This is a genomic window from Actinomadura darangshiensis, from assembly GCF_004349235.1.
Classification (GTDB): Bacteria; Actinomycetota; Actinomycetes; order Streptosporangiales; family Streptosporangiaceae; genus Spirillospora; species Spirillospora darangshiensis.
In genome coordinates this window covers 1-25,974 of sequence record NZ_SMKY01000110.1, presented here as the reverse complement: position 1 = coordinate 25,974, position 25,974 = coordinate 1, and the positions used below count along the sequence as shown (strand labels likewise).

At 70.4% G+C, this 25,974-nt stretch carries 34 protein-coding genes; 21 read left to right on the top strand and 13 right to left on the bottom strand.

All coding sequences use genetic code 11. The annotated features are described in order from the left end of the window. Positions 1-57: 57 nt before the first annotated feature. Together E1293_RS23265 and E1293_RS23260 are read left to right on the top strand one after the other, a co-directional pair. A complete protein-coding gene (locus E1293_RS23265; protein WP_132199575.1) occupies positions 58-864 on the top strand; it encodes an SDR family NAD(P)-dependent oxidoreductase in 807 nt (268 codons plus the stop codon). 106 nt (positions 865-970) lie between these two features. Continuing rightward, positions 971-2,293, top strand: a complete 1,323-nt coding sequence (locus E1293_RS23260; RefSeq protein ID WP_207939032.1) for an FAD-binding oxidoreductase — start codon at positions 971-973, stop codon at positions 2,291-2,293. Positions 2,294-2,371: 78 nt separating this feature from the next. Here the strand turns inward: E1293_RS23260 and E1293_RS23255 are convergent, their stop codons facing one another. The 4 genes from E1293_RS23255 to E1293_RS23240 all read right to left on the bottom strand — a co-directional run bounded on the left by E1293_RS23255 (position 2,372) and on the right by E1293_RS23240 (position 5,652). Beyond that, positions 2,372-3,829 (bottom strand): DHA2 family efflux MFS transporter permease subunit, encoded by a 1,458-nt coding sequence (locus tag E1293_RS23255; RefSeq protein WP_243716428.1) that lies wholly within the window; start codon positions 3,827-3,829, stop codon positions 2,372-2,374. Position 3,830: 1 nt separating this feature from the next. After that, positions 3,831-4,403: an NADPH-dependent FMN reductase gene (locus tag E1293_RS23250; protein WP_132199573.1), complete on the bottom strand. Its 573-nt coding sequence runs from the start codon at positions 4,401-4,403 to the stop codon at positions 3,831-3,833. An 83-nt stretch (positions 4,404-4,486) separates the two neighbouring features. Further along, positions 4,487-5,107: a hypothetical protein gene (locus E1293_RS23245; protein WP_132199572.1), complete on the bottom strand. Its 621-nt coding sequence runs from the start codon at positions 5,105-5,107 to the stop codon at positions 4,487-4,489. Positions 5,108-5,217: 110 nt separating this feature from the next. Then, the gene (locus E1293_RS23240; protein ID WP_132199571.1) at positions 5,218-5,652 is read right to left on the bottom strand and encodes an ATP-binding protein; all 435 of its coding nucleotides are present in this window, start codon (positions 5,650-5,652) and stop codon (positions 5,218-5,220) included. Between the two features lie 172 nt (positions 5,653-5,824). On the opposite strand from E1293_RS23240, the gene E1293_RS23235 reads away from it, so the two are divergent. From E1293_RS23235 to E1293_RS47615, 7 genes are all read left to right on the top strand, one after another. Further along, on the top strand, positions 5,825-6,709 hold the full coding sequence (locus tag E1293_RS23235; RefSeq protein WP_165978361.1) for a helix-turn-helix domain-containing protein: 885 nt from the start codon (positions 5,825-5,827) through the stop codon (positions 6,707-6,709). Continuing rightward, positions 6,706-6,894, top strand: coding sequence for a DUF397 domain-containing protein (locus E1293_RS23230; RefSeq protein ID WP_132199569.1), 189 nt, complete (start codon positions 6,706-6,708; stop codon positions 6,892-6,894). The genes E1293_RS23235 and E1293_RS23230 overlap by 4 nt, the downstream gene beginning before the upstream one ends. A 237-nt stretch (positions 6,895-7,131) precedes the next feature. Continuing rightward, positions 7,132-7,755, top strand: coding sequence for a phosphotransferase (locus tag E1293_RS23225; RefSeq protein ID WP_165978360.1), 624 nt, complete (start codon positions 7,132-7,134; stop codon positions 7,753-7,755). A gap of 109 nt (positions 7,756-7,864) precedes the next feature. Next, entirely contained in the window at positions 7,865-8,674 is an 810-nt protein-coding gene (locus tag E1293_RS23220; protein WP_243716426.1) for an alpha/beta fold hydrolase, read from the top strand. A 42-nt stretch (positions 8,675-8,716) separates the two neighbouring features. Then, a complete protein-coding gene (locus E1293_RS23215; RefSeq protein ID WP_132199567.1) occupies positions 8,717-9,340 on the top strand; it encodes a TetR/AcrR family transcriptional regulator in 624 nt (207 codons plus the stop codon). A 116-nt stretch (positions 9,341-9,456) separates the two neighbouring features. Then, a complete protein-coding gene (locus E1293_RS23210; RefSeq protein WP_132199566.1) occupies positions 9,457-9,879 on the top strand; it encodes a Dabb family protein in 423 nt (140 codons plus the stop codon). Between the two features lie 93 nt (positions 9,880-9,972). After that, positions 9,973-10,125: a hypothetical protein gene (locus E1293_RS47615; RefSeq protein ID WP_165978356.1), complete on the top strand. Its 153-nt coding sequence runs from the start codon at positions 9,973-9,975 to the stop codon at positions 10,123-10,125. On the opposite strand, the gene E1293_RS23205 is transcribed toward E1293_RS47615, so the two are convergent. Continuing rightward, on the bottom strand, positions 10,109-11,530 hold the full coding sequence (locus tag E1293_RS23205) for a serine/threonine-protein kinase (RefSeq protein ID WP_132199565.1): 1,422 nt from the start codon (positions 11,528-11,530) through the stop codon (positions 10,109-10,111). The two genes, E1293_RS47615 and E1293_RS23205, sit on opposite strands and share 17 nt — an antisense overlap. Positions 11,531-11,659: 129 nt before the next feature. On the opposite strand from E1293_RS23205, the gene E1293_RS23200 reads away from it, so the two are divergent. Both E1293_RS23200 and E1293_RS23195 read left to right on the top strand, forming a co-directional pair. Beyond that, positions 11,660-12,193: a DinB family protein gene (locus E1293_RS23200; protein ID WP_132199564.1), complete on the top strand. Its 534-nt coding sequence runs from the start codon at positions 11,660-11,662 to the stop codon at positions 12,191-12,193. Between the two features lie 130 nt (positions 12,194-12,323). Beyond that, positions 12,324-12,851, top strand: a complete 528-nt coding sequence (locus E1293_RS23195) for a hypothetical protein (protein ID WP_132199563.1) — start codon at positions 12,324-12,326, stop codon at positions 12,849-12,851. A gap of 58 nt (positions 12,852-12,909) precedes the next feature. Here the strand turns inward: E1293_RS23195 and E1293_RS23190 are convergent, their stop codons facing one another. From E1293_RS23190 to E1293_RS23180, 3 genes are all read right to left on the bottom strand, one after another. After that, positions 12,910-13,422, bottom strand: coding sequence for a GNAT family N-acetyltransferase (locus E1293_RS23190; RefSeq protein WP_165978359.1), 513 nt, complete (start codon positions 13,420-13,422; stop codon positions 12,910-12,912). Between the two features lie 83 nt (positions 13,423-13,505). Next, positions 13,506-13,898 (bottom strand): MerR family transcriptional regulator, encoded by a 393-nt coding sequence (locus E1293_RS23185; protein ID WP_132199561.1) that lies wholly within the window; start codon positions 13,896-13,898, stop codon positions 13,506-13,508. Positions 13,899-13,906: 8 nt separating this feature from the next. Then, the gene (locus tag E1293_RS23180) at positions 13,907-14,905 is read right to left on the bottom strand and encodes an MDR family NADP-dependent oxidoreductase (protein WP_132199560.1); all 999 of its coding nucleotides are present in this window, start codon (positions 14,903-14,905) and stop codon (positions 13,907-13,909) included. Between the two features lie 281 nt (positions 14,906-15,186). On the opposite strand from E1293_RS23180, the gene E1293_RS23175 reads away from it, so the two are divergent. Next, positions 15,187-15,558, top strand: coding sequence for a hypothetical protein (locus E1293_RS23175; protein ID WP_132199559.1), 372 nt, complete (start codon positions 15,187-15,189; stop codon positions 15,556-15,558). An 18-nt stretch (positions 15,559-15,576) separates the two neighbouring features. Here E1293_RS23175 and E1293_RS23170 read toward each other — a convergent pair whose 3' ends face one another. Then, entirely contained in the window at positions 15,577-16,776 is a 1,200-nt protein-coding gene (locus E1293_RS23170; protein ID WP_132199558.1) for a serine hydrolase domain-containing protein, read from the bottom strand. A gap of 46 nt (positions 16,777-16,822) precedes the next feature. Next, positions 16,823-18,208, bottom strand: a complete 1,386-nt coding sequence (locus tag E1293_RS23165; protein WP_132199557.1) for an MFS transporter — start codon at positions 18,206-18,208, stop codon at positions 16,823-16,825. Between the two features lie 85 nt (positions 18,209-18,293). On the opposite strand from E1293_RS23165, the gene E1293_RS23160 reads away from it, so the two are divergent. Further along, positions 18,294-18,872: a TetR/AcrR family transcriptional regulator gene (locus E1293_RS23160; RefSeq protein ID WP_132199556.1), complete on the top strand. Its 579-nt coding sequence runs from the start codon at positions 18,294-18,296 to the stop codon at positions 18,870-18,872. A 64-nt stretch (positions 18,873-18,936) separates the two neighbouring features. Further along, positions 18,937-19,323 carry a hypothetical protein gene (locus E1293_RS23155; protein WP_207939031.1) on the top strand — a complete coding sequence of 129 codons (387 nt, stop codon included), beginning with the start codon at positions 18,937-18,939 and terminating at the stop codon, positions 19,321-19,323. Here E1293_RS23155 and E1293_RS23150 read toward each other — a convergent pair. Next, positions 19,307-19,735 carry a hypothetical protein gene (locus E1293_RS23150; protein ID WP_165978358.1) on the bottom strand — a complete coding sequence of 143 codons (429 nt, stop codon included), beginning with the start codon at positions 19,733-19,735 and terminating at the stop codon, positions 19,307-19,309. The two genes, E1293_RS23155 and E1293_RS23150, sit on opposite strands and share 17 nt — an antisense overlap. Before the next feature lie 86 nt (positions 19,736-19,821). Between E1293_RS23150 and E1293_RS23145 the strand changes: the two genes are divergently transcribed. From E1293_RS23145 to E1293_RS23125, 5 genes are all read left to right on the top strand, one after another. Continuing rightward, positions 19,822-20,604 (top strand): helix-turn-helix domain-containing protein, encoded by a 783-nt coding sequence (locus E1293_RS23145; RefSeq protein WP_132199554.1) that lies wholly within the window; start codon positions 19,822-19,824, stop codon positions 20,602-20,604. A gap of 46 nt (positions 20,605-20,650) precedes the next feature. After that, entirely contained in the window at positions 20,651-21,061 is a 411-nt protein-coding gene (locus E1293_RS23140) for a phosphoribosyl-AMP cyclohydrolase (RefSeq protein ID WP_132199553.1), read from the top strand. Between the two features lie 15 nt (positions 21,062-21,076). After that, positions 21,077-21,505, top strand: coding sequence for a tetratricopeptide repeat protein (locus tag E1293_RS23135; protein WP_132199552.1), 429 nt, complete (start codon positions 21,077-21,079; stop codon positions 21,503-21,505). A 125-nt stretch (positions 21,506-21,630) separates the two neighbouring features. Continuing rightward, the gene (locus E1293_RS23130) at positions 21,631-22,434 is read left to right on the top strand and encodes a transporter substrate-binding domain-containing protein (RefSeq protein WP_132199551.1); all 804 of its coding nucleotides are present in this window, start codon (positions 21,631-21,633) and stop codon (positions 22,432-22,434) included. A gap of 72 nt (positions 22,435-22,506) precedes the next feature. Then, positions 22,507-23,436 (top strand): DUF5996 family protein, encoded by a 930-nt coding sequence (locus E1293_RS23125; RefSeq protein ID WP_132199550.1) that lies wholly within the window; start codon positions 22,507-22,509, stop codon positions 23,434-23,436. Between the two features lie 10 nt (positions 23,437-23,446). On the opposite strand, the gene E1293_RS23120 is transcribed toward E1293_RS23125, so the two are convergent. Both E1293_RS23120 and E1293_RS23115 read right to left on the bottom strand, forming a co-directional pair. Further along, positions 23,447-24,145 carry a hypothetical protein gene (locus E1293_RS23120; protein ID WP_132199549.1) on the bottom strand — a complete coding sequence of 233 codons (699 nt, stop codon included), beginning with the start codon at positions 24,143-24,145 and terminating at the stop codon, positions 23,447-23,449. Then, the gene (locus E1293_RS23115) at positions 24,142-24,768 is read right to left on the bottom strand and encodes an RNA polymerase sigma factor (protein WP_132199548.1); all 627 of its coding nucleotides are present in this window, start codon (positions 24,766-24,768) and stop codon (positions 24,142-24,144) included. Before E1293_RS23115 ends, E1293_RS23120 begins: the two co-directional genes overlap by 4 nt. Before the next feature lie 108 nt (positions 24,769-24,876). Between E1293_RS23115 and E1293_RS23110 the strand changes: the two genes are divergently transcribed. Together E1293_RS23110 and E1293_RS23105 are read left to right on the top strand one after the other, a co-directional pair. Further along, positions 24,877-25,395, top strand: a complete 519-nt coding sequence (locus E1293_RS23110) for a superantigen-like protein SSL4 (RefSeq protein ID WP_132199547.1) — start codon at positions 24,877-24,879, stop codon at positions 25,393-25,395. Between the two features lie 2 nt (positions 25,396-25,397). Continuing rightward, the coding region (locus E1293_RS23105) for a polysaccharide deacetylase family protein (RefSeq protein ID WP_165978357.1) at positions 25,398-25,974 on the top strand (577 nt) is incomplete at its 3' end.

Here is a 25,974-nt window from a genome sequence, read left to right as displayed (position 1 = left end):
GTTTATGGGGGCGAGGCGCGTCCGGTGCGGGCGTGCCGTCCTATGAGAGGGAAAGTCATGGACATGCGTCTGGCTGGACGGGTCGCGGTCGTCACCGGGGCGTCGAAGGGGATCGGGCTCGCGGTCACGCGGACACTGCTGGACGAGGGCGCCAAGGTCGTCGCCGTGTCGCGCAAGGCGGGAGCGGAGCTGGACGCGCTCGCCGGCCCGAACCTGGTGCACGTGGCGGCCGACCTGATGGACCCGGACGCCCCGGCGCTCGCCGTGGAGCGGGCCGTCGAGGTGTTCGGCGGGCTCGACGTCCTGGTCAACAACGCGGGCGGACCGCCCCCGGGCGCGACGCTGCCGCGTTTCGGCTTCCAGACGCCGTCGGACGACGACTGGCGCGACATGTTCGAGTTCAACGTGTTCGGCGTCGTCCGGGCGGTGCGGGCGGCGATTCCGCACCTGCTGAAGAGCGACGCGGCGGCGATCGTGAACGTGTCGTCGGTGAACGGGCGGCGTCCCGGGCCGATGAACTCCGACTACAACGCGGCGAAGGCTGCGCTGAACAATGTGGCGAAGGGCTTGTCGGAGGAGTTCGCGCCTCAGGGCATCCGGGTCAACACGGTCTCGCCGGGCCCGGTCCGGACCCCGTGGTGGACGGACGAGGGCGGTGCCGCCGACATCATCGCCGGGGCCACCGGGTCCGACCGCGACGCGGTGCTGGACGGTGGCGCGGCCCAGATGATGGCGCTCACCACCGGCCGTCTCGCCGACCCGCAGGAGGTCGCGGACGTGGTGGCGCTGCTGGCGTCGCCGCGTTCCGGCAGCACGACCGGCGCCGAATTCGTGGTCGACTCGGGCTTCCTGAAGGAGATCTGAGCTATAAGCATCACTGCTTACAGGTAGAAGATCTATCTCTTGGACTTCTCGCTGCTCGCTGACCAATATGGGGGTGGGCAGCGAGAACGTCCAAGAGGGGGTCGCCATGCTGGACACAATCGAGGGGCCGGTCTTCGAGCCCGGAGCCGACGGTTACGACGACGAGCGGACGGGGTTCCAGACCGCCGATCCGCACCGTCCGAGCGTGATCGTCGGCGCGGTGAACGCGGACGACGTGGCCGCCGCCGTCCGGCACGCGGCCGAGCACGGGCTGCCCGTGGCCGTCCAGAACACCGGTCACGGGCTGCCGCTCGCCGCCGCCGGCGGGCTGCTGATCAGCACGCGGCGGATGACCGGCCTGCGCGTCGACCCCGAGGCGCGCACCGCGTGGATCGAGGCGGGCGTCCGCTGGGGGCAGGTCGTGGAGGAGGCGGGGAAGCACGGGCTGGCGCCGCTGTCCGGATCGTCCCCGGGTGTCGGTGCCGTGTCGTACACGCTGGGCGGAGGCGTCGGCCTGCTGTCCAGGTTGTACGGGTATGCGGCCGACCAGGTCCGCTCGATCGACGTCGTCACGGCGGACGGCCGGGCGCGTCACGTCACGCCCGGCGACGACCTGTTCTGGGCGCTCCTCGGCGGACGGGCGAACTTCGGCGTCGTGACGAGCCTGGAGATCGGGCTGGTGCCGGTCGCGCGCCTGTACGGGGGCGGGCTGTACTTCGACGCCGAGCAAGTCCCGGCCGTCCTGGAGGTATGGCGGACCTGGTCGGCGACCGTGCCGGACGCGATGACCTCGTCGGTCGCGCTGATGCCCGTCCCGGACATCCCGGTCTTCCCGGCGCCGTTGCGCGGGCGGCATGTCGCGCATGTCCGCATCGCGTATGTGGGGGACGACGGGGAACGGCTCATCGCCCCGCTGCGCGCCATCGGCCCCCGGCTGATCGACACGGTGGACGAGATGCCGTACACCGCGTCCGCGACGATCCACAACGAACCGCCCGTGCCGATGGCGTACCACGCGACGAACGTCGTCCTGAACGAGTTGGACGCGGAGACGGTCGGCGACCTGCTCGGATTGGTGGGTCCGGGGGCGCCCGACCGGGCGATCCTGGAGATCCGGCACCTGGGCGGGGCGATGGCGAAGCCCGCCCCCAACGCGGTCGGCAACCGCGGCGCCCGGTACCTCGTCGGCGTGCTGTCGAAGCTGGACCCGGGTGTCTCCGTCGAGGCGCTGCACGACCGGGTCGGCGACACGCTGGGGGCGAAGGCGTCCGGCCGGCTGCTGAACTTCCTCTTCGGGGCGAACGCGACGCCGGAGGAGGTGCGGGCGTCCTACGAGCCCGAGATCTACCGGCGGCTCGCCGAGCTGAAGGCGGCGTACGACCCGTCCAACATGTTCCGGCTGAACCACAACATTCCGCCCGCCCGCTGAGGACGCGAGACCCCGCGGACCGGCCGGCGTCCCCGGGCTCTCACGCGCGCCCCCGGCCGTCGCGGCCGGGGGCCTGCCTCATTCGGCGGACCGGCGCGGCAGCAGCAGCGCCGGGATCAGCGCCAGGGCCAGCAGCCCGGTCGCGAACATGTAGGTGTGCTGGAACGCGTCCGCCAGCGGCTCCGCGATCCCCGCCGTCCCCAGCCTGTGGACGGCCTGGAGCGCGCCGCCCTCCCCGTCCGGCACCAGGTCGCTCATCAGCGTGGACAGGACGACCGACACCACCGCCAACCCGACCGCCCCCGACATCGTGTTGATCAGGTTGACGGTCGCGCTCGCCGCCGGGGCCCGGTCGTGTGCCAGGCCGCGGGTCGCGGCCGTCATCGCCGGCATCATCGTCGCGCCGCCGCCCGCGCCCATCAGCAGCATCGTCGCGCACAGGCCCCAGTAGGAAGCGTCCGCGCTGAGCTGGACTATGAACAGGACGAACCCGGTCAACGCGGTCGCGATCGAGACCGGGACGAGCCGCCCCGGCGGCACCCGGTCGACGATCCGGCCCGCGACCTGCATCGCCGTCCCCGAACCGAACGCGAACGGGATGCCGAGGACCCCGGCCATCGTCGCGCTCTCCCCCCGGACGACCTGCAGGTACAGCGGGAGGAGCAGCATCGTCCCGAAGTAGCCGAACGAGAACAGGGCCAGCGTGCCGGTCGCGGCGGCGAACGTCCGGTCCCGGAACCCGCGCAGATCGATCAGCGGGTCGCGGGCCGTCAGCGCCCGCCCGGCGAACGCGACGATCAGCACTGCGCCCGCGAACAGCGGCACCAGGACGCCCGCCGAGCCGAAGTCGCCGCGGTCGCCGCCTTCCGTCACTCCGTAGAGCAGCGCGGCGATGCCGGGCGAGAGCGTCAGCAGCCCGGGGACGTCCAGCCGTTTGCGTTCCGCCGGGACGTCCCGCGGGAACAGCCGCGACGCGAGCGCCACCACCGCCGCGGCGACGGGCAGGTTCACGAAGAACATCCACCGCCACGACACCTCGTCGATCAGCCAGCCGCCGAGGATGGGGCCGGCGAGCGGGCCCACGAGGATCGACAGGCCGAGCGTGCTCATCAGCCGCCCGAGTTCCTCGGGCCTGGCGGCGCGCAGCAGGATCGTCATGCCGACCGGCATCACCAGCCCGCCGCTGAACCCCTGCACGACCCGGAACGCGATCAGCGACTCGATGTTCCACGCCAGGCCGGCGAGCACCGACCCGGCCGCGAACGCCGCGATGGCGACGAGGTACAGGCGGCGTGCCCCGAACCGTCCGACGGCCCACGCGCTGGACGGGATCATCGCGCCGAGCGCCAGCGAGTAGCCGGTCACGACCCACTGGATCGTGCCGAGCGGCGCCTGGAAGTCCTGCGACAGGCGGTTGATGGCGACGGCCACGACGGTCGTGTCCAGCGTGATCATGATCGAGCCGAGGACCAGCACGAGCACGATCGCCATCGGCTTGGCCCTGACCTGCGGCGGGGCCTCCGCGATCGCGGTCACCTCAGGCCCCGTACGGGCGGACGGCCCGCGCCTCGCGCAGCGCGTGCCCCCACCAGCCGAGCTGGTCGAGCATTCCCTTGGCCGCCGCCTCGGCGCCCTCCGCGTCGTTCGGCCGGCCGTCGCTCCCGAACCAGTTCCACGGCGCGTGGAAGCTCACGGTGTCGCGCATCGTGACCGCGTGCAGCTCGGCGAAGACGCCCCGCAGGTGCTCGACGGACCGCAGCCCGCCCGAGAGGCCCCCGTACGAAACGAACGCGACCGGCTTCGCGCGCCACTCGTAGAAGTGGGTGTCGATCAGGTTCTTCAGCGTGCCGGGGAAGCTGTGGTTGTACTCGCAGGTCACCACGACGAAGGCGTCGGCCCGGCTCAGCTTCTCGGTGACGTCGGCGAACCTCTCGGACGTCTTCGCGCCGAGCGCGGCCGGCGGCGGCTCGTCCGCCACGTCGACCACATCGACGATCAGATCGTCCCGCTGCCGGGCCAGCTCGGTGAACCAGCGCCCCACGGTCGGCCCGAACCGTCCCTCCCGCGTGCTCCCGATGATGATCGCGACGCGCAACGGTGCCTTGTTCATTGGTCTCTCCTCGTAGCTCGTTGACGTGAACGAAGCTACGAAGCCCGACCGGGCCCGCTCATCTGTCAGATGACTGGGGTGCCCTACCTGTCAGGTGGCGAGGGCTTTCTCGCGGTGAGCATCGCGACCGCGACGGCGGCCAGACCTACTCCGCCCGCACCCCAGCCGATCCATGCGGGGATCTTGCCGAGTGCCACGGAACTCGCGGGATCGATGTGGAGCCCAGCGGAAGCGGCCCGGTTATCCAGTGCGCGTGCCCGCAAGCGATAGGAACCGTCGTCTTCGGGCGCGTGGTACTCCTCCCGGGAGAAGGTGACCGCGCCCCCCACCGTCCTGCCGGCGGACGTCCACGAGCCGTAGCATTTGTATCCGGACAGCGTGCACGATGTGTCACGGGAAATCGTGACCTGCGTGGGCTCGCCGTACTTCCAGACGTATCCGGGCCGGGCGCGCTCGACCGAGCCGATCATCGCCAGCACGCCCACGGACACGCATACGCCGGCCAGGACGAACCCGCGCAGGCCCCACCGCTCGATCAGGGGGCCGAGCACGATGCCGACCGTGAAGCCCATGAGGCCGAGGGTGATGAAGAACCCCAGCAGCACGGCCAGCAGGACCATACCGATCAGCCGGGTACTCGGGGCGGCCAGCAGCCCCCACTCCGCCAGGCCGAGCAGCAGTACGCCGACAGGGATCTTCCACACCAGGCCACGTTTCATCAGTCCGCTGCCCTACCGCTCGACGTCGGGTACCGCACAGGCGGAAGCCCGGCCGAGCGCGGTGATCTCTTGGACCTATCCGGCGATGTTACGCATTAGACGGCGGGGAAGCCGGTCACCGCATGAAATTCCGCCCACACGGCGGTGCCTTTCAACGCGGGATGCGAGCCCCAGCTCTTGGAGAGGGCGTCGACGAGAAGCAGGCCGCGACCGTCCTCCGAGCAGGACTCAGTTCGGACGCAGGGCTGCTCCTGGGTACCGCCTTGGTCGAGGACGGTCACGCGCAACACGTCCTCCCGAGCGCTCACCACAACGGTGACCTGGCCGCCCGTACCGGACGCGGTGTGCTCGACGGCATTGGCCACCAACTCGTCCACGCAAAGCACGATGTCGTCCATGGCCGCGATGTCCATAGGCGGCGCGATGCCCCGCACGAACGCCCGCGCCGCCTGCGCGGACCGGGCCACCCCGGGCATCGTGATCGTCCCGAGCAGCCGCATCTCTTCGGGCCCCGACTCACAGTGCGTCATGGCTTCACTCCCTCGTGTAAGCGACGCCCGCAAGCATGAAACCCCAGGTGAGACCGCACAACCGCCTTCACTGAGAGGGGGAGACGGCCCCTCCGGGACTTAGGAAAAGCGGGATATCCCCAATCCGAGAAGCAGCATGACAGATTGTTGTCACTCCATCACACTCAGTGCTATGGCGAAACGACCCCCGACCGTTCGCCGACGGCGACTCGGCGTCCAACTACGCAAGATCCGCGAAGACCGCGGCCTGACCCTCGACCAGGCCGCCGCGTTCCTCAGCATGTCCAAGAGCGCCATCAGCCGAATGGAGAACGCCCAGGTCGTCGCCCGTGTCCACGAGGTCAAATACATCCTGATGATGTATGGCATCGAGGAGGGCGACGACCTGAGATCCGCGCTGGTGGGCCTGGCCACCGATGGCCGTTCCGGTGACTGGATCAGACGCCACAAGCTTCCCGGAGAAGGCCCGAACTACGGCGAGTATGTCCTTCTCGAACAGGATTCTTCCGAACTCTTCACTTATCACACCGACCTCATCCCAGGACTCCTTCAAACGCCTGAGTACGCACGCGCCGTCATGATGTCCGTCCCCAACAGCGGTGAAAGCGACATCGACCGGGCGGTGGCATACCGCATGGCGCGTCAGGAGGCGCTCACAAGACCTGATCCCCTGTCGCTCAAGACCGTGATCGGTGAGGCAGCGGTCTGCCAATGGACGGGCGGAAGTGAAGTCACGATCGCCCAGCTCAGGCATCTTCTTGATCAGCTTGAGCGACCGAACATCGAACTGCTGATCCTGCCGTTCACCGCCACCAGGAATCCCGCGGTTGACGGATCCTTCGGGATCCTGCACGTTGAGGCAGGGAACTTCCCCATCGTGACCATGGACGGATTCCGGCGGCGAGTCTTCATCGAAGAGGACGAGGACGTTGCAGCGTACCGAGAGGTGCAGGCGGGACTGTGCCAGGTTGCCCTCCCCGAGACCGAGAGCCGCGAGCGGATACAACAGGCAATACGGGACCACCAAACCGCCGTGGCCGAGAGGACCATCAGGTGACCCACTGGCGAAAGAGCAGCCATAGCGGCAGCCAGCCGGAGAACTGCGTCGAGTGTGCGCTCCTGTCTCCTTACCACGATCCGGTGGTCGGCGTCCGCGACTCCAAGGCCCCGGATGGGCCGCGCCTAGTTCTTACCGCTGAAGCCTGGCGGGAGCTTCTCGTCCAGCTCAAGAGGGAGCTGTAGGGCGGATGTAGGGCGGGGCCAAGGCCATAGAGCAGGCACAGGGGTCCAAGCCATGGAGCGCATCGGGTGGGAGAGCCTGCCGGGCGACGCGCGCGACGCCGTCCAGCATGAGTTGGGCTCGCTGGTGAACGTTGAGCAGGTCGGCGAAGGGCGCCGCTCCGCGCTCGCCGTTGTCGCCCACCTCGGCACCGGGAGGGTTTCCTCAAGGGCGCGCCCCTGGCCAACGAGCGCGCGGCCGTGCAACTTGCTCGCGAGGCGGCCGTGAACCCGCACGTCCTCGCGGTCGCCCCTGCTCTGGTGTGCGACCTCGAAGCCGGTGGGTGGCGGCTGCTCGGGTTCGAGCATGTGGAGGGACGGCGCGCGGACTACACGCCCGGCTCACGGGACCTGCCCGCCGTCCTCGATGCCCTCGCGACGGTGGACGGCTTGAAAGTGCCTGCCGACGTGGACGTGGTGTGGTTCGAGGGCCGATGGTCCGACTACGCCGTGGTTCCTGAGCATCTGCCCCGGATCGCCGGGACGGCGCTGCTGCACACCGACCTGAACGCCGGGAACGTCCTGATCACGGGTACGGGTGCGCGGCTGGTCGACTGGGGGATGGCGTCCCGCGGGGCGCCGTTGGTGAACCCGGCCGACCTGGTGGTCAACCTCATCGCGTGCGGCCACAGTCCGAACGACGCTGAGGCCGCCGTAGGTGATCTGGGCGCGTGGCGGGACGCTGACCCGGTGGTGGTCGACTACTACGCCCGGCTGCTGGCCACGACGTGGCTGGAGGCGTTCTGGACGCCCGCCCACCCGTGGGGGCGGGCGGTCGTCGACGCGGCCGTCCGGTGGGCGATGCACCGGCGCGATCGACACTGAGCACGTTTCTGCCTCAGGGTCTCGCGGGACGAGGGCGACGGCACGGCATGGCGGGTGCATCGGCGGGGATGGCGGTTAGTGGCGTATCCGATCCAGCGGGAGGGTGATCGTGGACTGGAGGCTGGGCGAAGAGTTCCGGACACCGGACGGGGTCGTGCGGTGGGCGGCCATGGGCAGCGGGGACCCGGTCGTGCTCGTACACGGCACCCCGTACTCGTCCTACCTGTGGCGGGACATCGCGCCGGCGCTGGCGCTGACCCGCAAGGTCTTCGTCTTCGACCACTTGGGGTTCGGGCAGTCCGACCAACGCGAGGGCCAAGACCTCAGCCTGGCTGCTCACGCCAGGAACTTCAGTCGACTTCTCGACCACTGGGGACTCTCCGGCGCGAGTGTCGTCGCCCACGACATCGGCGGAGCGGTCACGCTGCGGGCACTGCTGCTGGAAGGGGCGGACTACGGGGATCTCACCCTCTTCGACGTGGTGAGCGGGGGCCAGTGGGAGAGAGGGCTGTTCCAGCTCATCCTGGAGCAGGCCGAGGTCTTCCGTCAGCTGCCCGATTACGCCCACGAGGCGCTGGTGGCCAGCCATCTGCGCCACGCCACGCACATCGGTTTCCGGCCAGGGGTCCTCGATGCCTTCCTTGCGCCGTGGCGGGGCGCCGAGGGGCAGGCCGCGTTCTACCGGCAGTACAGCCAGATCAGGGAGGTGGACACGGCCGAGTACGAGCATCTGCTGGACGAGATCTCGCTGCCGGTGCGCCTCATCTGGGGCCGTGAGGACCGCATCCTCCCCCCGCAGTACGCCGAGTGGCTGCATGAGAGGATCCCGCACGCCGAGCTCCACTGGATCGAGGGAGCCGGTCACCTCCTCCAAGAGGACGCCCCCGCGCATTTGATGGCCCACCTCACCGCGACATGAGCGCTAAGTGCAACACATTGATGCGTTTGGTAGCGTTCGGGGATGCATGACAAGCCCGCCGACCAGGCCGAACCGCTCCAGAGCGATGCGGCGACCATGCGGCCCGGAGGGCGTACGGCCCGTACCGCGACGGCGGTCCTGGACGCCACGATCGCGGAGCTCGGCGACGTCGGCTACGCCGCCCTGCGCATCGAGGTGGTCGCCGAGCGGGCGGGGGTCAACCGGGCGACGATCTACCGGCGCTGGGGCGACAAGCCGAGCCTCGTGGCCGCCGCCTTCACGGCCCGGCAGGCCGAGGTCTCGCCTCCCGCGGACACCGGCGACCTGCTGGAGGACCTGCTCTGCTTCCTTCGCGAGGTCCGCCGCGGCTTCGATAGCCCATGGATCACGGCCCTGATCAGGGAGACCGGCCCCCGGACGGCCGACAACGACGGGCTGCGGCAAGCCCTGGACAAGATCTGGCACGCCCGCTTCCACCTGTCGCGGCAGATCTTCGCGCGGGCGGTCGAGCGCGGCGACCTCCCCGCGGACACCGATCCGGACTTCCTCGTCCAAGCCGCCACCGGCCCGCTGTACTTGCGCTGGCTCATGCTCGGGCGGCCCCTCACCGACGACTTCCTGCGGCAGACCGCCGCCCTGGTCATCGCGGGCGCCCAGCGCCCCTGACCCGGCCGGTCCGGCGGCGTCTAATGCGTCAAGTTGTTGCGTTAAATCCTCGTGGTGGCTACGGTTTGCTAACGCGACAAGTCGTTGCATCAAGCTCACCGTAGAGGAGAACCGTCGTGATCTACCACCAGGTCCGGATGGCCGTGAAGCCGGACGCGCCTGAAGACCAGGTCCAGCACGCGCTCGGCCTGATGCGCGAGCTGGGCGACAAGCTCGACGTCGTCGAGTACTTCATGGTCGGCCGCGATGTCGGCGGCGAGTTCCAGTACGGCGCCATGTACGCGGTCAAGGACATCGACGCCTACCGCGTCTACATGTACGACCCGCTGCACCGCGAGATCGACTCGGCCGGCCTGCCGCTGGTCACCAACATGGTCTCCATGGACCTCACCGACGACCCGGACCCCCAGATCGCCGACAAGATCGACAAAGTCCACCGGGACCGGTTCAAGGACCACCCCGAACTGAACGACCTGATCCAGGACCTCGGCTCCTACGAGGGCAGCGGCACCACCGACGCCGGCGCGACGCCCGCGTGAGACCGGGCCCACGGGAGGCGGGCAGGCCGGTGGACGCCGCCTCCCGTGGCGCCGGTGAGGCATCGGCATGTCCGGTGACTAGGGTGATCGCTGATGACCACCGACCCGACGCTGACCCGGATCGGCCAGGCGGTGGAGTTGCATCACCACCGAGGTCAGCGTGAAGCCGCTCGCGATTTGTTCGCGCAGATCTGGGACGACTCTGGTGTGTCGGGCTGCTTGGAGGGGGTCAGAGGGTTTCGGTGAGTGCTCTTTCGATGATCTCGGCGATGTGAAGGACTCTCGTCTGGCGTTCGGCGTCGGTGCGCTTGTCGGGGCTCTCGCTGAGGTAGACGCCTATTTCGGCGTTGCGCAGGGTGAAGATGATCTTTTCGCTGTGCCAGTCGCTCTGTCCGTCGCCGCCCTTCGATTCCCGGACCGCGGCGTCTCCGAGGCCGGGGACCTTGGTCCAGTGCGGCAGTCCGGCCACCGTCGATCTCCGGGGGAGGCTGGCACGGATCGCGAACGTGCCGTCGACCGTCCGGAACGTGTCCTCGTCTCTGACGACGTCGGACCACGTGCAGGCGTCCGCATCGTCATGGTCTTGGTAGGGGCCCCAGTCGAGGATCTCTGAGACTTTCGGGTTGGACATCAGTTCGGTGAGGACGGGGCCGTTCCGGACGATGGCGCAGGCATCCGGAATGGACTCGAACTCGTCCTTGGGGCCCGAGTCGGACGGCAGCAGGAAAGGGACGCTCACCCCCACTCCGGCAAGGACGAGGACGAGAAGGCCCGCGATGACCAGCACGCCTTGCCGAGACTTCCTGGGTGTTGCCACGAGCGGCCTTGTGGGAGTTCGCCCGTCCTCGACGGCCTTCAATCCTTGCGTGGCGTGCCGTGAGTCCCAGCGCTTGCCCGGGTCTCTTTCCAAAAGGCCCCTGAGGACCGGTTCCAGGGCGCCGGATCGGACGAAAGCGGGGTCGTCTCCCATGAGGAGCCGGCCGATGAGGACCTCCAGTTCATCGGCCTGAAAGGGCGGATGGCCCTCCACCGCCATGTACAGCGTCGCCCCCAGCGACCACAGATCCGATGGTGGGCCCGGCGTACCGGTCCGGAACCGTTCGGGGGCCATGAAGACGGGCGTCCCGACGAACCCGCCCGTCCTGGTGTAGGCGGTGGCGTTGGACACCGCCGCGATCCCGAAGTCGGTCAGGACGACACGGCCGTCATCGGCGATCAGAACGTTGGCGGGCTTGACGTCGCGGTGCAGGATGCCCGCTTCGTGTGCGCAGTCCAGCGCGTCCAGCAGAGCGAGCCCGACCTGTGCGGCCCGTGCGACGGGGAGCGGTCCGCCGGCGCGGACGATCTGCTCAAGGGAGCGCCCCTGGACGTACTGCATGACGATCCACGGGCCGTCATCGTCCTCGATGACGTCGTGGACGTTGATGATCGACGGGTGGTCCAGTCCCGCGGCGGCGCGGGCCTCCCGCAGGAACCGGCCCTTGAGGGCGTCCCGGTCCTCCTCGGCCAGGTCGTCGGGGACCTGCAGCCGCTTCATCGCCACCCGGCGTTCCAAGGACTGGTCGTGCGCTCCCCAGACGATCCCCATCCCGCCCCGGCCGATCTCCGCGTCGAGCCGGTACCGCCCCGTGATCACGTCCCCGCTCAGCACGGGCCGACTCTATCTCGTACAGACGCAGATGTTCGTTTGAGTGCCCCACGCGCGGACGGGGTCGTCCCGCTGACCATGCTCGACCTGGGATCATCCGGCGGCCAGGCCGGAACGGGTTAGGTTCGGTGGGTGCAGACGCCTTCCGAGCGGGTTCCCGCGCTACTCGATGGCCCGGGTGTCGATGTGTCGGATCCCCGCGAGCTTCTTCTCGGGTATCTGGAGTGGTATCGCGAGGCGCTGATGCGGAAGATCTCCGGCCTGTCCGACGAGCGGCTCCGCACGCCGGTCGAGCAGGTGGGCTGGTCGCCGCTCGGGCTGGTCCAGCACCTCGGCTGGGTGGAGCGCAGGTGGATGCGCTGGGGGTTCGCCGCCGAAGACGTCCTCGCCTATCCGTCCGGCGGGGACGAGGCCGAATGGAACATCCCGGACGACCGGCCCACGGCACAGGTGCTGGACGCCTACCGGCAGGAGGTCAGGAAGGCGCGCGACCTGGCGGCGGGCGCCGAACTGTCCGACGCGGCCGGCCTCGGCGGCCGTTTCCGCACGTCCGACCAGGCCCCCTCGCTCGGACGGATCCTCTTCCATTTGCTCCAGGAGTACGCGCGCCACGTCGGGCACCTCGATATCGCGCGCCAGCTGATCGACGGGGAAACCGGTGAATGACCCGGCGCGTTTCGGTAGTCCGCGCATGCCAGGCGAATGCCCGGGCCTTTGAGCGGCGTATCGGCCGGGACCGGTCCCGAGGGCGAACCATACGATGCGTATCGGAGTCAGACAGGGACGTAGAGGCACGATGGAACGAATCGAGGGTCTCGTGAACAGAAAGACGGTCCTTTGTCTGGCCATGGTGCCGGGGCTCGTGCTGACCGGGTGCTCCGGCAAGTCCTCCGACCAAGGCGGGCAGCAAGGAGCGTCGCGGACGGCCACCCCGTCTCCGTCCGGTTCCTCAGCGGCGACCACGTCCAGCCTTGACGCGAGCTGCCAGACGGTCTCCACCGTGGCGAACAGTCAGTTGTTCGCCGCAGCCCTGGCCGTCGCCGGCAGGAATAAGGAGAAGACCGAGATAGGGGCCGATGTCGCGAAGACATACCGGGACTTCGCCAGGCAGCTGATTTTGCTCGCGCCGCAGGCCCCTGTGAACCTGCAGCCTGCATTGACGGAATGGGCGTCCGCCAGCACGGCGGTAGCGCGATTCGTCGCGAAGAACAAGCCTGGGCCCGGCGTCGTGGTCGACCTAGGCCCGCCGGACAAGCGATGGAAGGCGGCGAAGAAAGCCGCCGAGAAGGTATGCGGGCGCGAACTCCCCGAGCTCGATGACTAAGCGAAACACCGGCTCGGGCCGGCTGGCCGCGAATCGACCGCCTGACACGGTGTGAGGGTCAAGAGTGCGGTGACTCTCCCCTTCGCTGGCCGTAGACGAGGGCCGGGCCGCCCTTGTAGTCGATTTCGCGGAGGAGGCGGTGTCCGATGCGTTCGGCGACCGACACGGACCGCGTGTTGCCTGGACGGATGACGGAGATCACCTCGTCGGCGTCCAAGCCGGCGAAGCAGTAGGCGATGGCGGCGCGGGCGGCCTCGGTGGCGTAGCCCTTGCCCCAGTGCGCGCGGGCGAGGCACCAGCCGACCCCGAGGCCCGGGAACCCGTGCGGCCGCCAGGGGCCCGCGCGTCCTGCGAACTCGCCCGTCGCCCGCTCGACCACCGCCCAGTGGGAGTAGCCGCGGATCTCGCGGTGCCCGATGAAGACCGCCAGGCTCCGCCATGCGTCGTCCGCGGACCGGCCGACCGGCTCCGCCAGCCCGTCCGCTACCTGGGGGTCGGCCATCATCGCCGCGTAGTCGTCGAAGTCGTCCCCCGTCAGGGGACGCAGGATCAGCCGCTCTGTCTCCAGCACTGTCATGGTCATAGTCAGTCGAAGTCCTGGCCGTCGAGCAACCGCGATGCGCCCGTGCGCCTCCGGCCGCCGGCCGCCGGCCGCTAGTGAGCGTGGAGGGACGCGTCTTCGGCGGGGGTGCCGATCTGGGCGGCGAGCTGGTCGCGGAGGGCCGTCAGGCGGGCGATCTCGGTGTTCAGGATCTCCAGGCGGTTCGCGGCTATGCCGGTGGTCCTGGTGCAGCCGGAGCTGTCGTAGGGCGGCAGTGCGTCGCCGTCCAGGAGGTGGAGGCGTTCGGCGCAGCCGCGCAGGTCCTCGATGGTCAGGCCCATGGACAGCAGGCGGCGGATGGTCAGCACGCGGGCCACCTCGCGCGGCCCGTAGCGGCGCTGTCCGCCGGCGGTGCGGGACGGCGGTGGCAGCAGGCCGCGCTGTTCGTAGAACCGCAGGGCTCGCGGGGTCGTGCCTGCCGCCGCCGCGGCGTCGCCGATGCGCATGGGTCCTCCTAGAGTCCGACGACGACCGCCCCCAGGTGCCGTCCGCTGATCAGTTCGTCCAACGCGCGCGGCGCCTGATCGATGCCCGGGATGCGGGCGTGCGGGAAGGTGAGGTCGCCGGAGCGCAGCCAGCCGTCGAGGCGTTCGGCGCGCGTGCCGTCCAGGCCGCCGAAGCCACGCATTTCGATGTGCTTGGCGATCAGCTGGAACGTGTCGATCTCGACCGGGGACGTGGTGCCGCTGAGGTCCGGGGACAGCTGCTTGGCGAGCGTCCCGACGATGACGAACCGCGCGCCGGGGCGGGCCGTGGCGATCGCGGCCTGAAGCTGTTCGCCGCCCACGTTGTCCAGGAAGACGTCGATGCCGTCGGGCGCGGCCTTCGCGAGCTGCTCGTCGATGGGCCCCGCGCCCCGGATCACGGTGGCGTCGTAGCCCAGTTCGGACACCATGCGTTCGGCCTTGCCGGACGAGCCGGTGCTGCCGATCACCCGGCCCGCGCCCAGCAGCCGGGCGGTCTGGCCGGCCACCGAGCCGACCGAGCCGGCGCCGCCGGAGACGAACACGGTGTCGCCGGGACGGACCGGCGCGTCCCGCGTCAGCGCGGCGTACGCGAGCGGCGCCTGCGACAGGTGGGCGGCCGGGTCGGGCAGCGTGCCGTCCACGGGTGCGCACTGCTCGGCTGGGACGGCGGCGTACTCGCGCCAGCCGAGCCAGTGTTTGACGAGGTCGCCGGGGTGCAGGCCGCTGGACGGCGGCGCCGACACGACCTCGCCGATCGCCGCGCCGAAGAGCGTGTCTTCGGGACGCAGTGGCGGAAAGGGGGTGCCTTTCAGTCCGCCGCCGATCAAGGTTCGGAGGGCCGGGAACACGTGGAAGAAGCGGTTGCGGACCAGCACCTGGCCCTCGTCCGGCACCGGCATCGGTTCCTGGACGACCGCGAAGTGCTCCGGCCGGGGCAGGCCGTCAGGGACGGCGATGAGCCGAACCTCGCGAGAGAAAGAAGACATCCGGCGCTCCTCAAGAACTGGAATCCGGGCACGACACCCGGAAGAGCGAGGAGACGTTAACCCCTGACCCGCGCGTCAAAGTCAAGCGCCGGATGTAGACGAGATCCGCCAGAATGGTCGCGAAGGCGTTGGCGAGTGGGGGTCGTGTGTCGAACACTTTCCAAGCCCGGGGGACTCTCGAGGGAGAGCTTCACCTCTCCAACGGCGGCACCGATGTCTTCCTCGATGCAGTCACCTTGGCCGGGTGCGTCCTCGCCGAGTCCGCCTGGGAGAGGAACCTTGTGCTGCTCTTCGCGGACGGGCACCGCATCGGCCGGGGCACAGACGGGTTCGACCTGAACTCCCTGCCCTGGACCGCGGACTGGCCGGCCGAGAAGGCATTCCTGCTGCGCGTCCTCGACCTGGCGATGACCCGGCGCGGCTGGGAGCTTCTCGCCTACGACCCGCCCTTCGCGATGGACTACCTGCACCGGTACCGCGCGATGGTGGACGGATGGCCCGCGCCCATCGCCGTCGTCACCCCGGCGGCGCGGGAGGATTGGCGCGTTCCGCCGCCCCCCGCATATCTGGCCCCCTGCCCGGAGCACGGCATTTACCAAGGAATGCTTGGCTGCCGCCTCTGCGACCTGAACATCCAGCCACCGCCCGGGTGACGCTCATGACGACCGGGGTCACTGCTGGAGGATGACGTCGCGGGCCAGGTCGGCGATGGGGTCGGCGGCCTTGTCCGGGTAGTTGCTGAGCACGACGACGACCCAGCCGCTGCCGGGGTAGACGTCGAAGTGGGCGGACGTCCCCAGGGTGCTGCCGCCGCCGTGTCCGTATATCCATTGGTCGTTGGACAACCGGGTGAGCGAGCCGTATCCCGCGAATTTCATGGTGCGGAATGTTGTTTCGGACCCGGCGTTGGGATTGGGGATTTTGGGGTTCAGCATCATGCTGGTGTAGGGCGCGTCCAGCAGGTCGTCCTCCAGCAGGTGGTGCGCGAAGCGTTCCATGTCCGCGCAGGTCGCGAAGGACCCGCCCGCCGGCAGTTGGATGTAGGGGTGCTCTTCGAGGCTGTCGGTCCACTCGGATTCGCCGCGCCTCTTGTAGTAGCAGTGGGCGGCCTGCGGGTCGGCCCGCCATTCGGGCTTCGTGAGGAAGTCGCTGTCGCGCATATGGGCCGCGTCGAAGACGTGCTCCTTCACGTAGTCGTAGTAGGACCGTCCTGACACCGCGGCCACGATCGCTCCGAGCAGGCAGTACGCGGCGTTGCTGTAGGTGCTCCCCGCTCCCGGTTCGAAGGCGAGATCCATTTTCCGGATGAACTCCACGGTGCCGTTGAGCACCTCGTCGGCGCTGTCCCACGTCTTGGACGCCTCCCGGTATCCGGGGAGGTTGTGGAAGTCGCCGAGGCCGGAGGAGTGCGTGAACATGTGGTGGATGGTCACCTTGTCCGCGATGTGCGCCGGGAAGCCGTCCAGGTGGGCACCGAGCTTGTCGGTGTAGTTCACCTTTCCCTGCTGGACGAGGCTGTGGACGCTGACGGCCGTGAACATCTTGCTGATCGAGCCGAGCCCGAAACGGGTCTCCATCCCGTTGCGGACGCCGGTCTTCTTGTCGGCCATTCCGTACGACCGGGCCAGTACGGGCTTCCGCCGGTAGGTCAGCCGCAGGGAGCCGGAGAATTCGTCCTTGGACGCCAGGTCGGCGGCGAGCCGGTCCAACGTGCCTCCCGGTTTCAGTTCTTCCGGGATCCGGCCCGTTCTCCCTTCGGACGCGGCGGCGGAGACCCCGCCGCCGAGGGACGTCAGGGCGGCGCCGCCAGAAGCGACGGTGCCGCCCAGAACTTTGAGTGCAGTTCGCCGTGATGCGGTGTATCGAGCCATGGGCCGATACAAGGGCATCGCGCGTTTCCCCGCTGTTATCCCGCGGTCAGGCCGGGGCGGGGCGGCCGGGGGTGAGTGCGGCGGCGGCGAAGGCGGCGACCGCGGCGGTGATCGCGGCCAGGACGAAGCCGTTCGTGAAGCCGTCGAGGGTGTCGCCGGTGATGCTGGCCGCGGCGACGCTGGAGATGACGGCGGCCCCGATGGACGCGCCGAACTCGTGGAACGTGCTGACGATCCCGGACGCGATTCCGGCTTCGTGCGGAGCGACCTGGCCGAGCGCCGTCGCCGACGCGACGACGAACATCGCACCGGTTCCGGCGCCCGCGATCGCCGTCCCGATCACAACGGTCGCCGGGTGCATGGAAAGGGCCGGGACGGCCATTCCGATCGCCGCCGTGACCAGTCCGGCGACGGCGAGCCGGCGCGCTCCGGCCCTGGCGATGGACCGGCCGGTGAGGTCGGCGCCGGCCATCGTCGCGATCGCGACCGGAAGGAAGAGCAGGCCGGTGCGCAGGGCGCCGTAGTTCTCCGCGTGCTGGAAGTAGAACGTGCCGAGGAAGAACACCGCGATCATCAGCGCGGTCGCCATGAGGATCAGGAACGTGCCCGTCGCCACCGGGCGCCGGATCAGCAGCGAGACGTCCATCATCGGGGACTTGGCGGTCTTCTGCCTGGTCACGAATGCCGCGTAGCCGACCGCCGCGAGCAGGACGAGCCAGCCGGTCGCGGCGCTGAGCCAGCCGCCGTCCCCGGCCCGGATGAAGGCGTAGATCAGGGCGCCGGACGAGCCGGTGACCAGCAGCGCGCCGAGCACGTCGAGCCGCGGGCGCGGCGCGGCGACGGCCTGCCGCGGCAGCATCCGGGCGAGGGCGGCGACGATCACCAGTCCGATGGGGACGTTGACGTAGAACACCCAGGGCCAGCCGGGGCCGGCCGTCAGCGCCCCGCCGAGCAGGACGCCGAGGGCGGCGCCGCCGCCGCCGAGGGCGGACCAGACGCCGAGCGCCTTGTTGCGCTCCTCGCCCTCGAACAGGCCCACCACCAGGGACAGGGCGGACGGGGACAGCAGCGCCGCGCCGAGCCCTTGCGCGACGCGCCCGCCGAGGAGCATGCCGGCGGAGCCGGCCAGCCCGGTGACCAGCGACGCGGCCGTGAAGACCAGCAGGCCGGTGAGGACGACGCGCTTGGCGCCGATCAGGTCGGCGGCGCGTCCGCCCAGCAGCATGAGGCCGCCGAACGTCAGGGTGTAGGCGCTGACCGTCCAGGTCACGGCCTGGCGGCTCAGCTCCAGGTCGGTGCCGATGTGCGGCAGCGCGATGGCCACGACGGTGACGTCCAGGATCAGCATGAGCTGGGCCACGCCGAGGAACCCCAGGATGCGCCATCGCAGCGGATGTGCCGGGCGTGGCTGCCCGGCCGTGTGGTCCGTCATCGCGATCATCTCCTTAATTCGTACTTCCATGTACGACTTATCGGAGAGTAACACGTACATCGGTGTACGAGTTAGGATGGCGGCCATGCCTTCCGCCACCTCCGGCCGGCGCCGGCGCGCAGACGCCGAGCGCAGCATCGCCCGCATCGTGTCCGCCGCCCGCGAGAGCCTGACCAAGGACCCGGGCGCGAGCATCGACGACATCGCCAAGGCCGCCGGTGTGGGACGGATGACGCTCTACGGCCACTTCCGCAATCGGGCCGAACTGGTCGAGGCCGCCCTGGCCGAGGCCCTGCGCGCCGGTGAAGCGGTGCTGTCGGACGTCGACCTCGGTGGGGACGCGCAAGCCGCGCTCACCCGGTTGCTCGAATCCAGCTGGTCCCTGGTGGCCGAGTCCACGGCGCTGCTGACGGCGGCCCAGGGAACCCTCTCCGCCGGACGCATCCGCGAGCTGCACACCGACCCCGCGAAGCGCGTCGAAGAACTCGTCCGCCGGGGCCAGGACGAAGGGACGTTCCGCACCGACATGCCGATCACCTGGCTGGTCAACGTCGTGCAGTACGTCCTGCACGGTGCCGCGGAGGAGAACCGCACCGGGCGGCTGACCGCGGATGAGACCGGCCGGGTCGTCACCACGACGATCCAGTCGATCCTGGCCCGTTGACCGCCGGCCGCATTACTTGCGAGGTAATCGAGCCGCGCCGGTGCGGGATGCGATGGTCGGCGGCATGGAACGCGCATTGGAGATGGCCGCATCCGGCCGCGTCGTCTGGGGAGCGCTCGCGCTGGCGGCGCCCGGCCTCAACGTGAAGCTCGCGGGGATCGGCGACCGGGACACCCCGGAGCTCAGGTACCTGATCCGGATCTTCGGCAGCCGGGCCGTCGCGCTCGGCCTCGGCTACCTGCTCAGCGACCCGGCGGCGCGGCGCCGCTGGCGGCGGCTCTGCCTGATGGTGGACGTCTGCGACACCGCCGCCGGGCTCGCGCACGTGGTCCGCGGGGACGTGCCGCGCGGCTCGGCGGCGGGACTGGCCGCGATCACCGGCGGCTACGCGACCCTCGGCCTCCTGGCCCTGCGGGCGGAAGAGCGGCCGGCGCTCACGCCGCCGCGATGAACTGGTGGTCGGTGCGGATACGGCCGTCGCCGTCCAGGGAGAGGACGTCCAGGCCGCCGCCGACGGCCTCGCCGCCGTCCGCCGTCACCATCGACCAGCGGACGCCGATCACGTCCGGCAGCAGGACGAACGGCTCTTCCGCGACCGTGAAGACGTGCTCGCCGCCCGCGACGAACATCTCGTAGGCCCTGGTCACGCGGGCGTCCAGGGCGTCGTGCCCGTGGACCTCCAGCGGCGGCGCGGGAACGGCGAGCGCCGCGGCCCCGTCCCGGACCGCCTCCGGCGGATTGACCAGCACGTGCACCGCGGTGGGCGTCCACGCTTCACGGATGAGCGCACTCCGCGCCGCCGCATCGGGCTCGTTCCACTGCGCGAGGTAACGGTCGGCCACTTGCTTCGCATCGATGTTCATGTCCGGCAGTGTGCGGGCCGGCCAGGCGGTGCCGCGATTCCCTCCAGGGAATGGCGCCTCGCCGGACGCCGGTGTGGAATGGGGGCATGACGGTGCTGGCGGAACGCGATCAATTCGCCCATGAGCTGCGGCGATGGCGGACGCGCCGCCGTTTCAGCCAGCTCGACCTGGCCATCAGGGCCGACACGACCCAGCGCCACCTGAGCTTCCTCGAACGGGGACGCTCCCGGCCCGGCCGCGCCATGGTGGTGCGGCTCGCCGAGTCCCTGGCGCTGCCGCTGCGGGACCGCAACGAACTGCTGCTCGCCGCGGGCTACGCGCCGGTCTATGCAGAGTCGAGCCTGGACGCCCCCGAACTCGGCCCGGTGCGCGAGGCCCTGGGCCGCATCCTCGACGGGCACATGCCGTACCCGGCGGTCGTCGTCCGGCCGTACGGCGAATTCGTCGCCGCGAATCCGGCGTTCGGCATCCTCACCGAGGGGGCCGCGCCCGACCTCCTGAAACCGCCGGTCAACGTGCTGCGCCTCGCCCTGCATCCGGACGGGATGGCCCGCCGGGTCGAGAACCTGGCCGAGTGGGGCCGGCACATCACCGGGAGCCTCCGCGACCAGGCACGGCACGCTCCCGGCCCGGGCCTGGCGGAGCTCATCGCCGAGCTGGACGGCTACCTGCCCGACGTGGAGTCGCCGGCCGGGCATCTAGGCTTCGCCGTCCCGCTCCGGCTGCGCGTCCCGGACGGCGAGCTGCGCCTGATCACCACGCTGACGTCGTTCGCGACCGCCGTGGACGTCACCCTCTCGGAGTTGCGGCTCGAAGCGTTCCTGCCCGCCGACGAGACCACGGCGACGCTCCTGCGCCGCCCGCGTTGACGTGTCGGGTGGGACGGGCGCCGTGCGGGGCGGGCAGGATGGCAGGGTGAACGAACTCGAAGAAGGCACCGACCTCACCCTGGACTTCGACAAGCTGGCGGGCGTCGCGGCGACCGGGGCACGGGTCGTCCCGGTGGTCCTGCAGGACGCGGAGAGCGGCGACGTCCTGTTCATCGGCTACGCCAACGACCAGGCATTCAAGGCGTCCCTGGACGAGCGGATCGCCGTGCTGTGGTCGACGTCCCGCAACGAACTGTGGCGCAAGGGCGCGACCTCGGGGGACGTCCTCCAGCTGGTCGACGTCCGCGTGAACTGCGAGCAGAACTCCCTGCTCTACCTGGTCAACCGCACCACCGGCGGTGCGTGCCACACGAAACTCCCGTCCGGCGAGGCCCGCCCCACCTGCTACTACCGCTCGGTCACGGACGAGACGACGCTCCGCCACATCCTGCAATAGGAGGAGGCCCGCGCCATGCAAGGCGAGAACCGCATTGCCCGCGCTCACGCACTCCATCAGCAAGGCCACCTGGACGAGGCCGAACGCGAATTCCGTGCCGCACTGGACACCTGCGTCCGCACCCTGGGCCCCGATCATCCCGACACGACCCAGACCCACCGCCTCCTGGTGAGCGTCCTCCTGGACGCGGGCCGCTTGGCGGACGCGGAACGCGAACACCGCACCGTCCTCGAAACGTGCACCCGCACGCTCGGCCCCGAGCACCCCGAGACGCTGGGCACCCTCACCAACCATGGGCGCATGCTCCAGGACCTCGGCCGCCTGGACGAGGCCGTGCGTGCGCACTTGGCCGTCCTCGAAGGCGCCGGTCAGCTGTCGGAGCACCGGCAGGTGATCGCCGACGCGGCCAGGGCGAACCTTGCCGCCGCTCGCCGCGAACAGTGACGATCGCGGGACGGCCGGGCCGGAAGCGGCCATGAGGGTGGAGGGCGTGACCGGCCGCTGCGATCTTGTGCTGGAGCGCCGCCCGCTCCGTGGGAGGCGCGCTCGGGACGGGGGGGTTCCGGAGGATGCGGCGACCGATCGCGGTGGGGCTGGCCGGCTGCCTCGTGCTGGCCGGGTGCGGGGGCGGCGACGGCGCGTCCATCCTCGGCAAGGAGACGCTGGTCGCCGGGGTGCGGCCGGACCTTCCGGGCATCGGGTTCAAGCGCCCGGACGGGACGTTCGAGGGCCTCGACGTGGACGTGTCCCGCTACCTCGCCGAGCGGATGGGGAAGAAGGTCCGGTTCGTCCCGGCGCTGGCGCGGGACCGGGAACGGCTGCTCCGCGACGGCGACGTCGACATGGTGCTGACGTTCTGGCTGGAGCCCGAGTGGAAGCAGCGGCTCGGGTTCGCGGGCCCCTACCTGCTGTCGTACCAGGACATCCTCGTCAGGGACGACGAGAAGGGCGTGCGCGGCGTGCGCGACCTCAAGGGACGCAAGATCTGCGCCGTCACCGGATCGGGCGCCGCCGAGGCGGTCACCGTGGAGCGGCAGGTGCCCGCCGTGCCGGTCGCGGCGCGCTCCTACGACGAGTGCATGCGGATGCTCGCGGACCGCAGGATCGACGCGATCACGACGAACGACACGATCCTGGCCGGGCTGAAGACGCGGCAGGGCGCCGGGTTCCGGCTGCTCAACGCGCGGTTCGGGGAGCGGCGGACCGGCATCGCGATACGGCGGGGCGACCCCGGCGGCTGCGAGGCGCTCAACCGGGCCATCACCGAGATGTACCAGGACGGGACGATGGCGAGCGTCATGCGCAAATGGTTCGGCACGTCCGGTCTCGACCTGTCGGACGTGGAGGTCCCGCAGTTCGAGGGCTGCACGTGACCCTGCCGGCGGCCGTTCGACGGGTCATCGAGCGGGCATGACCTGGGATGTTCCGGCTGGAAGGGGACGGGGATGCAACGACAGGCATGGCCGCGGCTGCGCGTCGCCGACTGGCGGGAGACCCGCGACACCCTGCACATGTGGACGCAGATCGTCGGCAAGATCCGGCTGGCGCACGCGCCGCCGGTCAACCACTGGTGGCAGGTGACGCTGTACGTGAGCCCGCGCGGGCTCACCACGTCCGCGATCCCCTACGGGACGGGCACGTTCGACATCGAGTTCGACTTCGTCGACCACCGGCTGCGGATGCGCGCCGGCGACGGCGGCGTCCGGGAGTTCGCGCTGGAGCCCATCCCGGTGTCGGAGTTCTACGCCCGGACGATGCGCGCCCTGGACGAACTCGGGATCGAGACGCGCATCCAGGCGCGCCCGAACGAGGTCGACCCGGCGATCCCGTTCGAGGAGGACGACCGGCACGCCTCGTACGACGCCGACTCGGCGCGGTCGTTCTGGCGCCAGCTCCTTCAGGCCGCGCGGGTGATGGGCGAATTCCGGTCCCGTTTCATCGGCAAGGTCAGCCCTGTGCACTTCTTCTGGGGGGCCATGGACATCGCTTGCACGCGCTTTTCCGGACGGACCGCACCCGAACATCCCGGCGGCGCCCCGAACTGCGGTGACTGGGTGATGGTCGAGGGGTATTCGCGCGAGCTCAGCAGCTGCGGATTCTGGCCCGGCGGAGGCGAGGAGGGGGCCTTCTACGCCTACGCCTATCCCGAGCCGGACGGATTCGCGGACCGGCCGGTGGGCCCCTCCGGTGCCTTCTACAGCCGGGAGAACGGCCAGTTCCTGCTGCCGTACGAGGCGGTCCGGACGGCGGCGGACCCCGACCGGGCGCTGCTCGGATTCCTCCAGGACACCTACGAGGCGGCGGCCGACCTGGCGCACTGGGACCGTCCCGCGCTCGAAGCCGACCCGGCGAGGTGGGCCCACAAGGCCGGCTGAGCGGCACGCCCTACTGCGCGCCGGGGTTCGCCTCCGTGGTCACGTAGGTCTGCGGCTCGCTCTTTTCGTTCCCATTCCCGCTGTTGCCGTTGCCGTTCCCATTACCGTTGCCGTTGTTCCCGTTGCCGTTCCCGCTATTGCCGTTCCCGTTTCCCGAGTTGCTTCCGGGAGGGGAACCGTTGCTGTTCTCCGAGCCGCGCGGCGGCGTCTTGGTGGCGTTGGGGTTCGCGGTCTTCTTCTGCTGGCCGGGCGCGGTCGCCTTGCCGTGCTTCTGCCGCTTCGGCGTGCCGGACGGCGAAACGGTGGGGGTGGAACCGGTGTCCGGCGAGCCGTGGGTCGCCGGGATGCTGTCGGGGTTCGTCCCCTCGTGCCGGTGCTGGCTGGGGGACGGCGCCGGCTCCGGACTCTGGCCCGGGAAGTTCCCGGTCGCGTACGCCACGCCGCCGGACAGCAGGATCGAGCCGCCGCCCAGCACCGCGATGATCTTGGCCGTGAGGAAGCGCCGCAGCCCCGCCGCCCGGGCCCGCCGGGCCGGCCGGGGGGCGGCCAGGAACGCGGCGACGGCGGCGTCCTCGCCCGCCAGTTCCGCCGGCCGGCCGGGCGCCGCGGCCGCCGCCAGCAGCGCGTGCAGCGCGTGACCGTCCGCACCGTCGAGCAGGTGCTCGGCGGTGCGCTCGTCCAGCCGTCCCGGCTCGGTGTGGTCGCTCATGTCACCCCTTCAGCGCCGGTCCCGCCGCTTTTGTCACCCCGCACGAGGGGGCGCGCGTCCGCGGCGTCCTCGCGGGGCGCGGGCAGCCGTTCGGCGAGGCGCCGCAGGCCACGGTAGGCGGCGGTCCGGACGGCACCGGGGCGTTTACCGAGCACTTTGCCCGCCGACTTGGCGTCCAGGCCGACGACGACCCGCAGCAGCACCGCTTCCGCCTGGTCGGGGGGCAGCTCGCCGATCAGCCGCAGCGCGTCGCCGGTGGCGATGCCGTCGAGCGCGTCCACTTCGGTGTCGGTGTCGGCCGCCATCGAGACCAGCTCCTCGATGGGCAGGTCGGAGCCGGGGCGGCGGGACTTGCGGCGCAGGTGGTCCAGCGCGCGGTGCCGGGTGATCGTCGCGGTCCAGCCGCGGAAGCCGTCCAGGTCGCCGCGGAACGAGGGGAGGTCCCGGGCGATCTGCAGCCACGCCTCCGACGTCACGTCCTCGGCGTCCCCGCCGACGAGGGCGCCGGCGAAGCGGATCAGGCGGGGCTGGACGTCGCGGTAGAGCATGCGGAAGGACTCCTCGTCGCCGTCCTGGGCCGCTCGCAGCGCCCGGCCGAGTTCGTCCTCCTCCACCCGCGCCATTGTGCAGGCATTTCCCGGCTGATGTGACACGTACTCGGGGGTACGCGCTGAACCAGTGAACGCCGTGCCAGGCGGCCGTTCCCTCCCCGCTCGACGTTATGGACGAACATGATCGGCAACGCCCCCCACAACCGGGACGATTTGCTCGTCACCGGCGCCCTTCCGGCCACCGAGACGTTCGCCGCCCAAGAATCGTCCGGCGACACGGAGCAGATCGAGTTCGCGGGCACCGACGCGGCGCCGGTCTTCGTCGACGCGACCGGGTGGCGGGCACGCATCGGACGGCGGCTGGGGCTGCTCGCAGGGGCGCTGATCGTCGTGTTCCTGAGCGCGCTGGGGCTCGGCATGACCACGGGTACGGACGTGCCGCTGACGCCGTGGAGCGAGCCGACCCCTCATCCGCGCGTGAAAGTGAGCCGTCCCAGCGTCCCCCCTAGCAAGACCGGTCAGCCACCCGCCGTCGCGAAGCCTCAGCCCACCAGACGGGTCGCAGCTCCGGTCCCCTCTGCGACGCCCAAGCCCTCGGTTACGCCGAAGGCGAGTCCGCCTAGCGTCGCCTCCACCGACCGTCCGGGGAAGTCGCAAGCGGACCCTCCCGCCTGGGGACGCAAGAAGAAGAACCACTGATCGTGCGGCGCAGCGAGCCACGGGGGCACTGGGTCCTGCTTCTGCTGGGCGGGCTGGTCCTGACCGTGCTGCTGCTCCTGGACGGCTTCGCGAACGGTGCCGTCGGCGAAGCGCCGCGGGACGTGCCCGAGCATCCCGTCCCGGCACCGTCCCAGGTCGCCTCGGGCGGCCCCGTCGTCAACCTCGCCGGCGGCACCCCGCACAGCCGCCGCCTCCCCGCGAAGACGATCGCGCTGACCTTCGATGACGGCCCGGACCCCGAGTGGACGCCGCGCCTCCTGGACGTCCTGCGCCGCCACAACGCGCACGCCACGTTCTTCACCATCGGTGCGCACGTGGCCGAGAACCCGTCGCTGACCAGGCGCATGCTCCGCGACGGCCACGAGATCGGCTCGCACACCTACACCCACGTCGACCTCGCGACCGCGCCGGCATGGCGGGGACGCCTGGAGCTCGACCTCACGCAGCGGGCGCTGGCGGGCGCGGCGGGCGTCCACACGAGGCTGATGCGGATGCCGTACTCGTCCCGTCCGGACGGGCTGACCGCGCCGGAATGGCGGGCGGCGCGGCGGGCGGGCG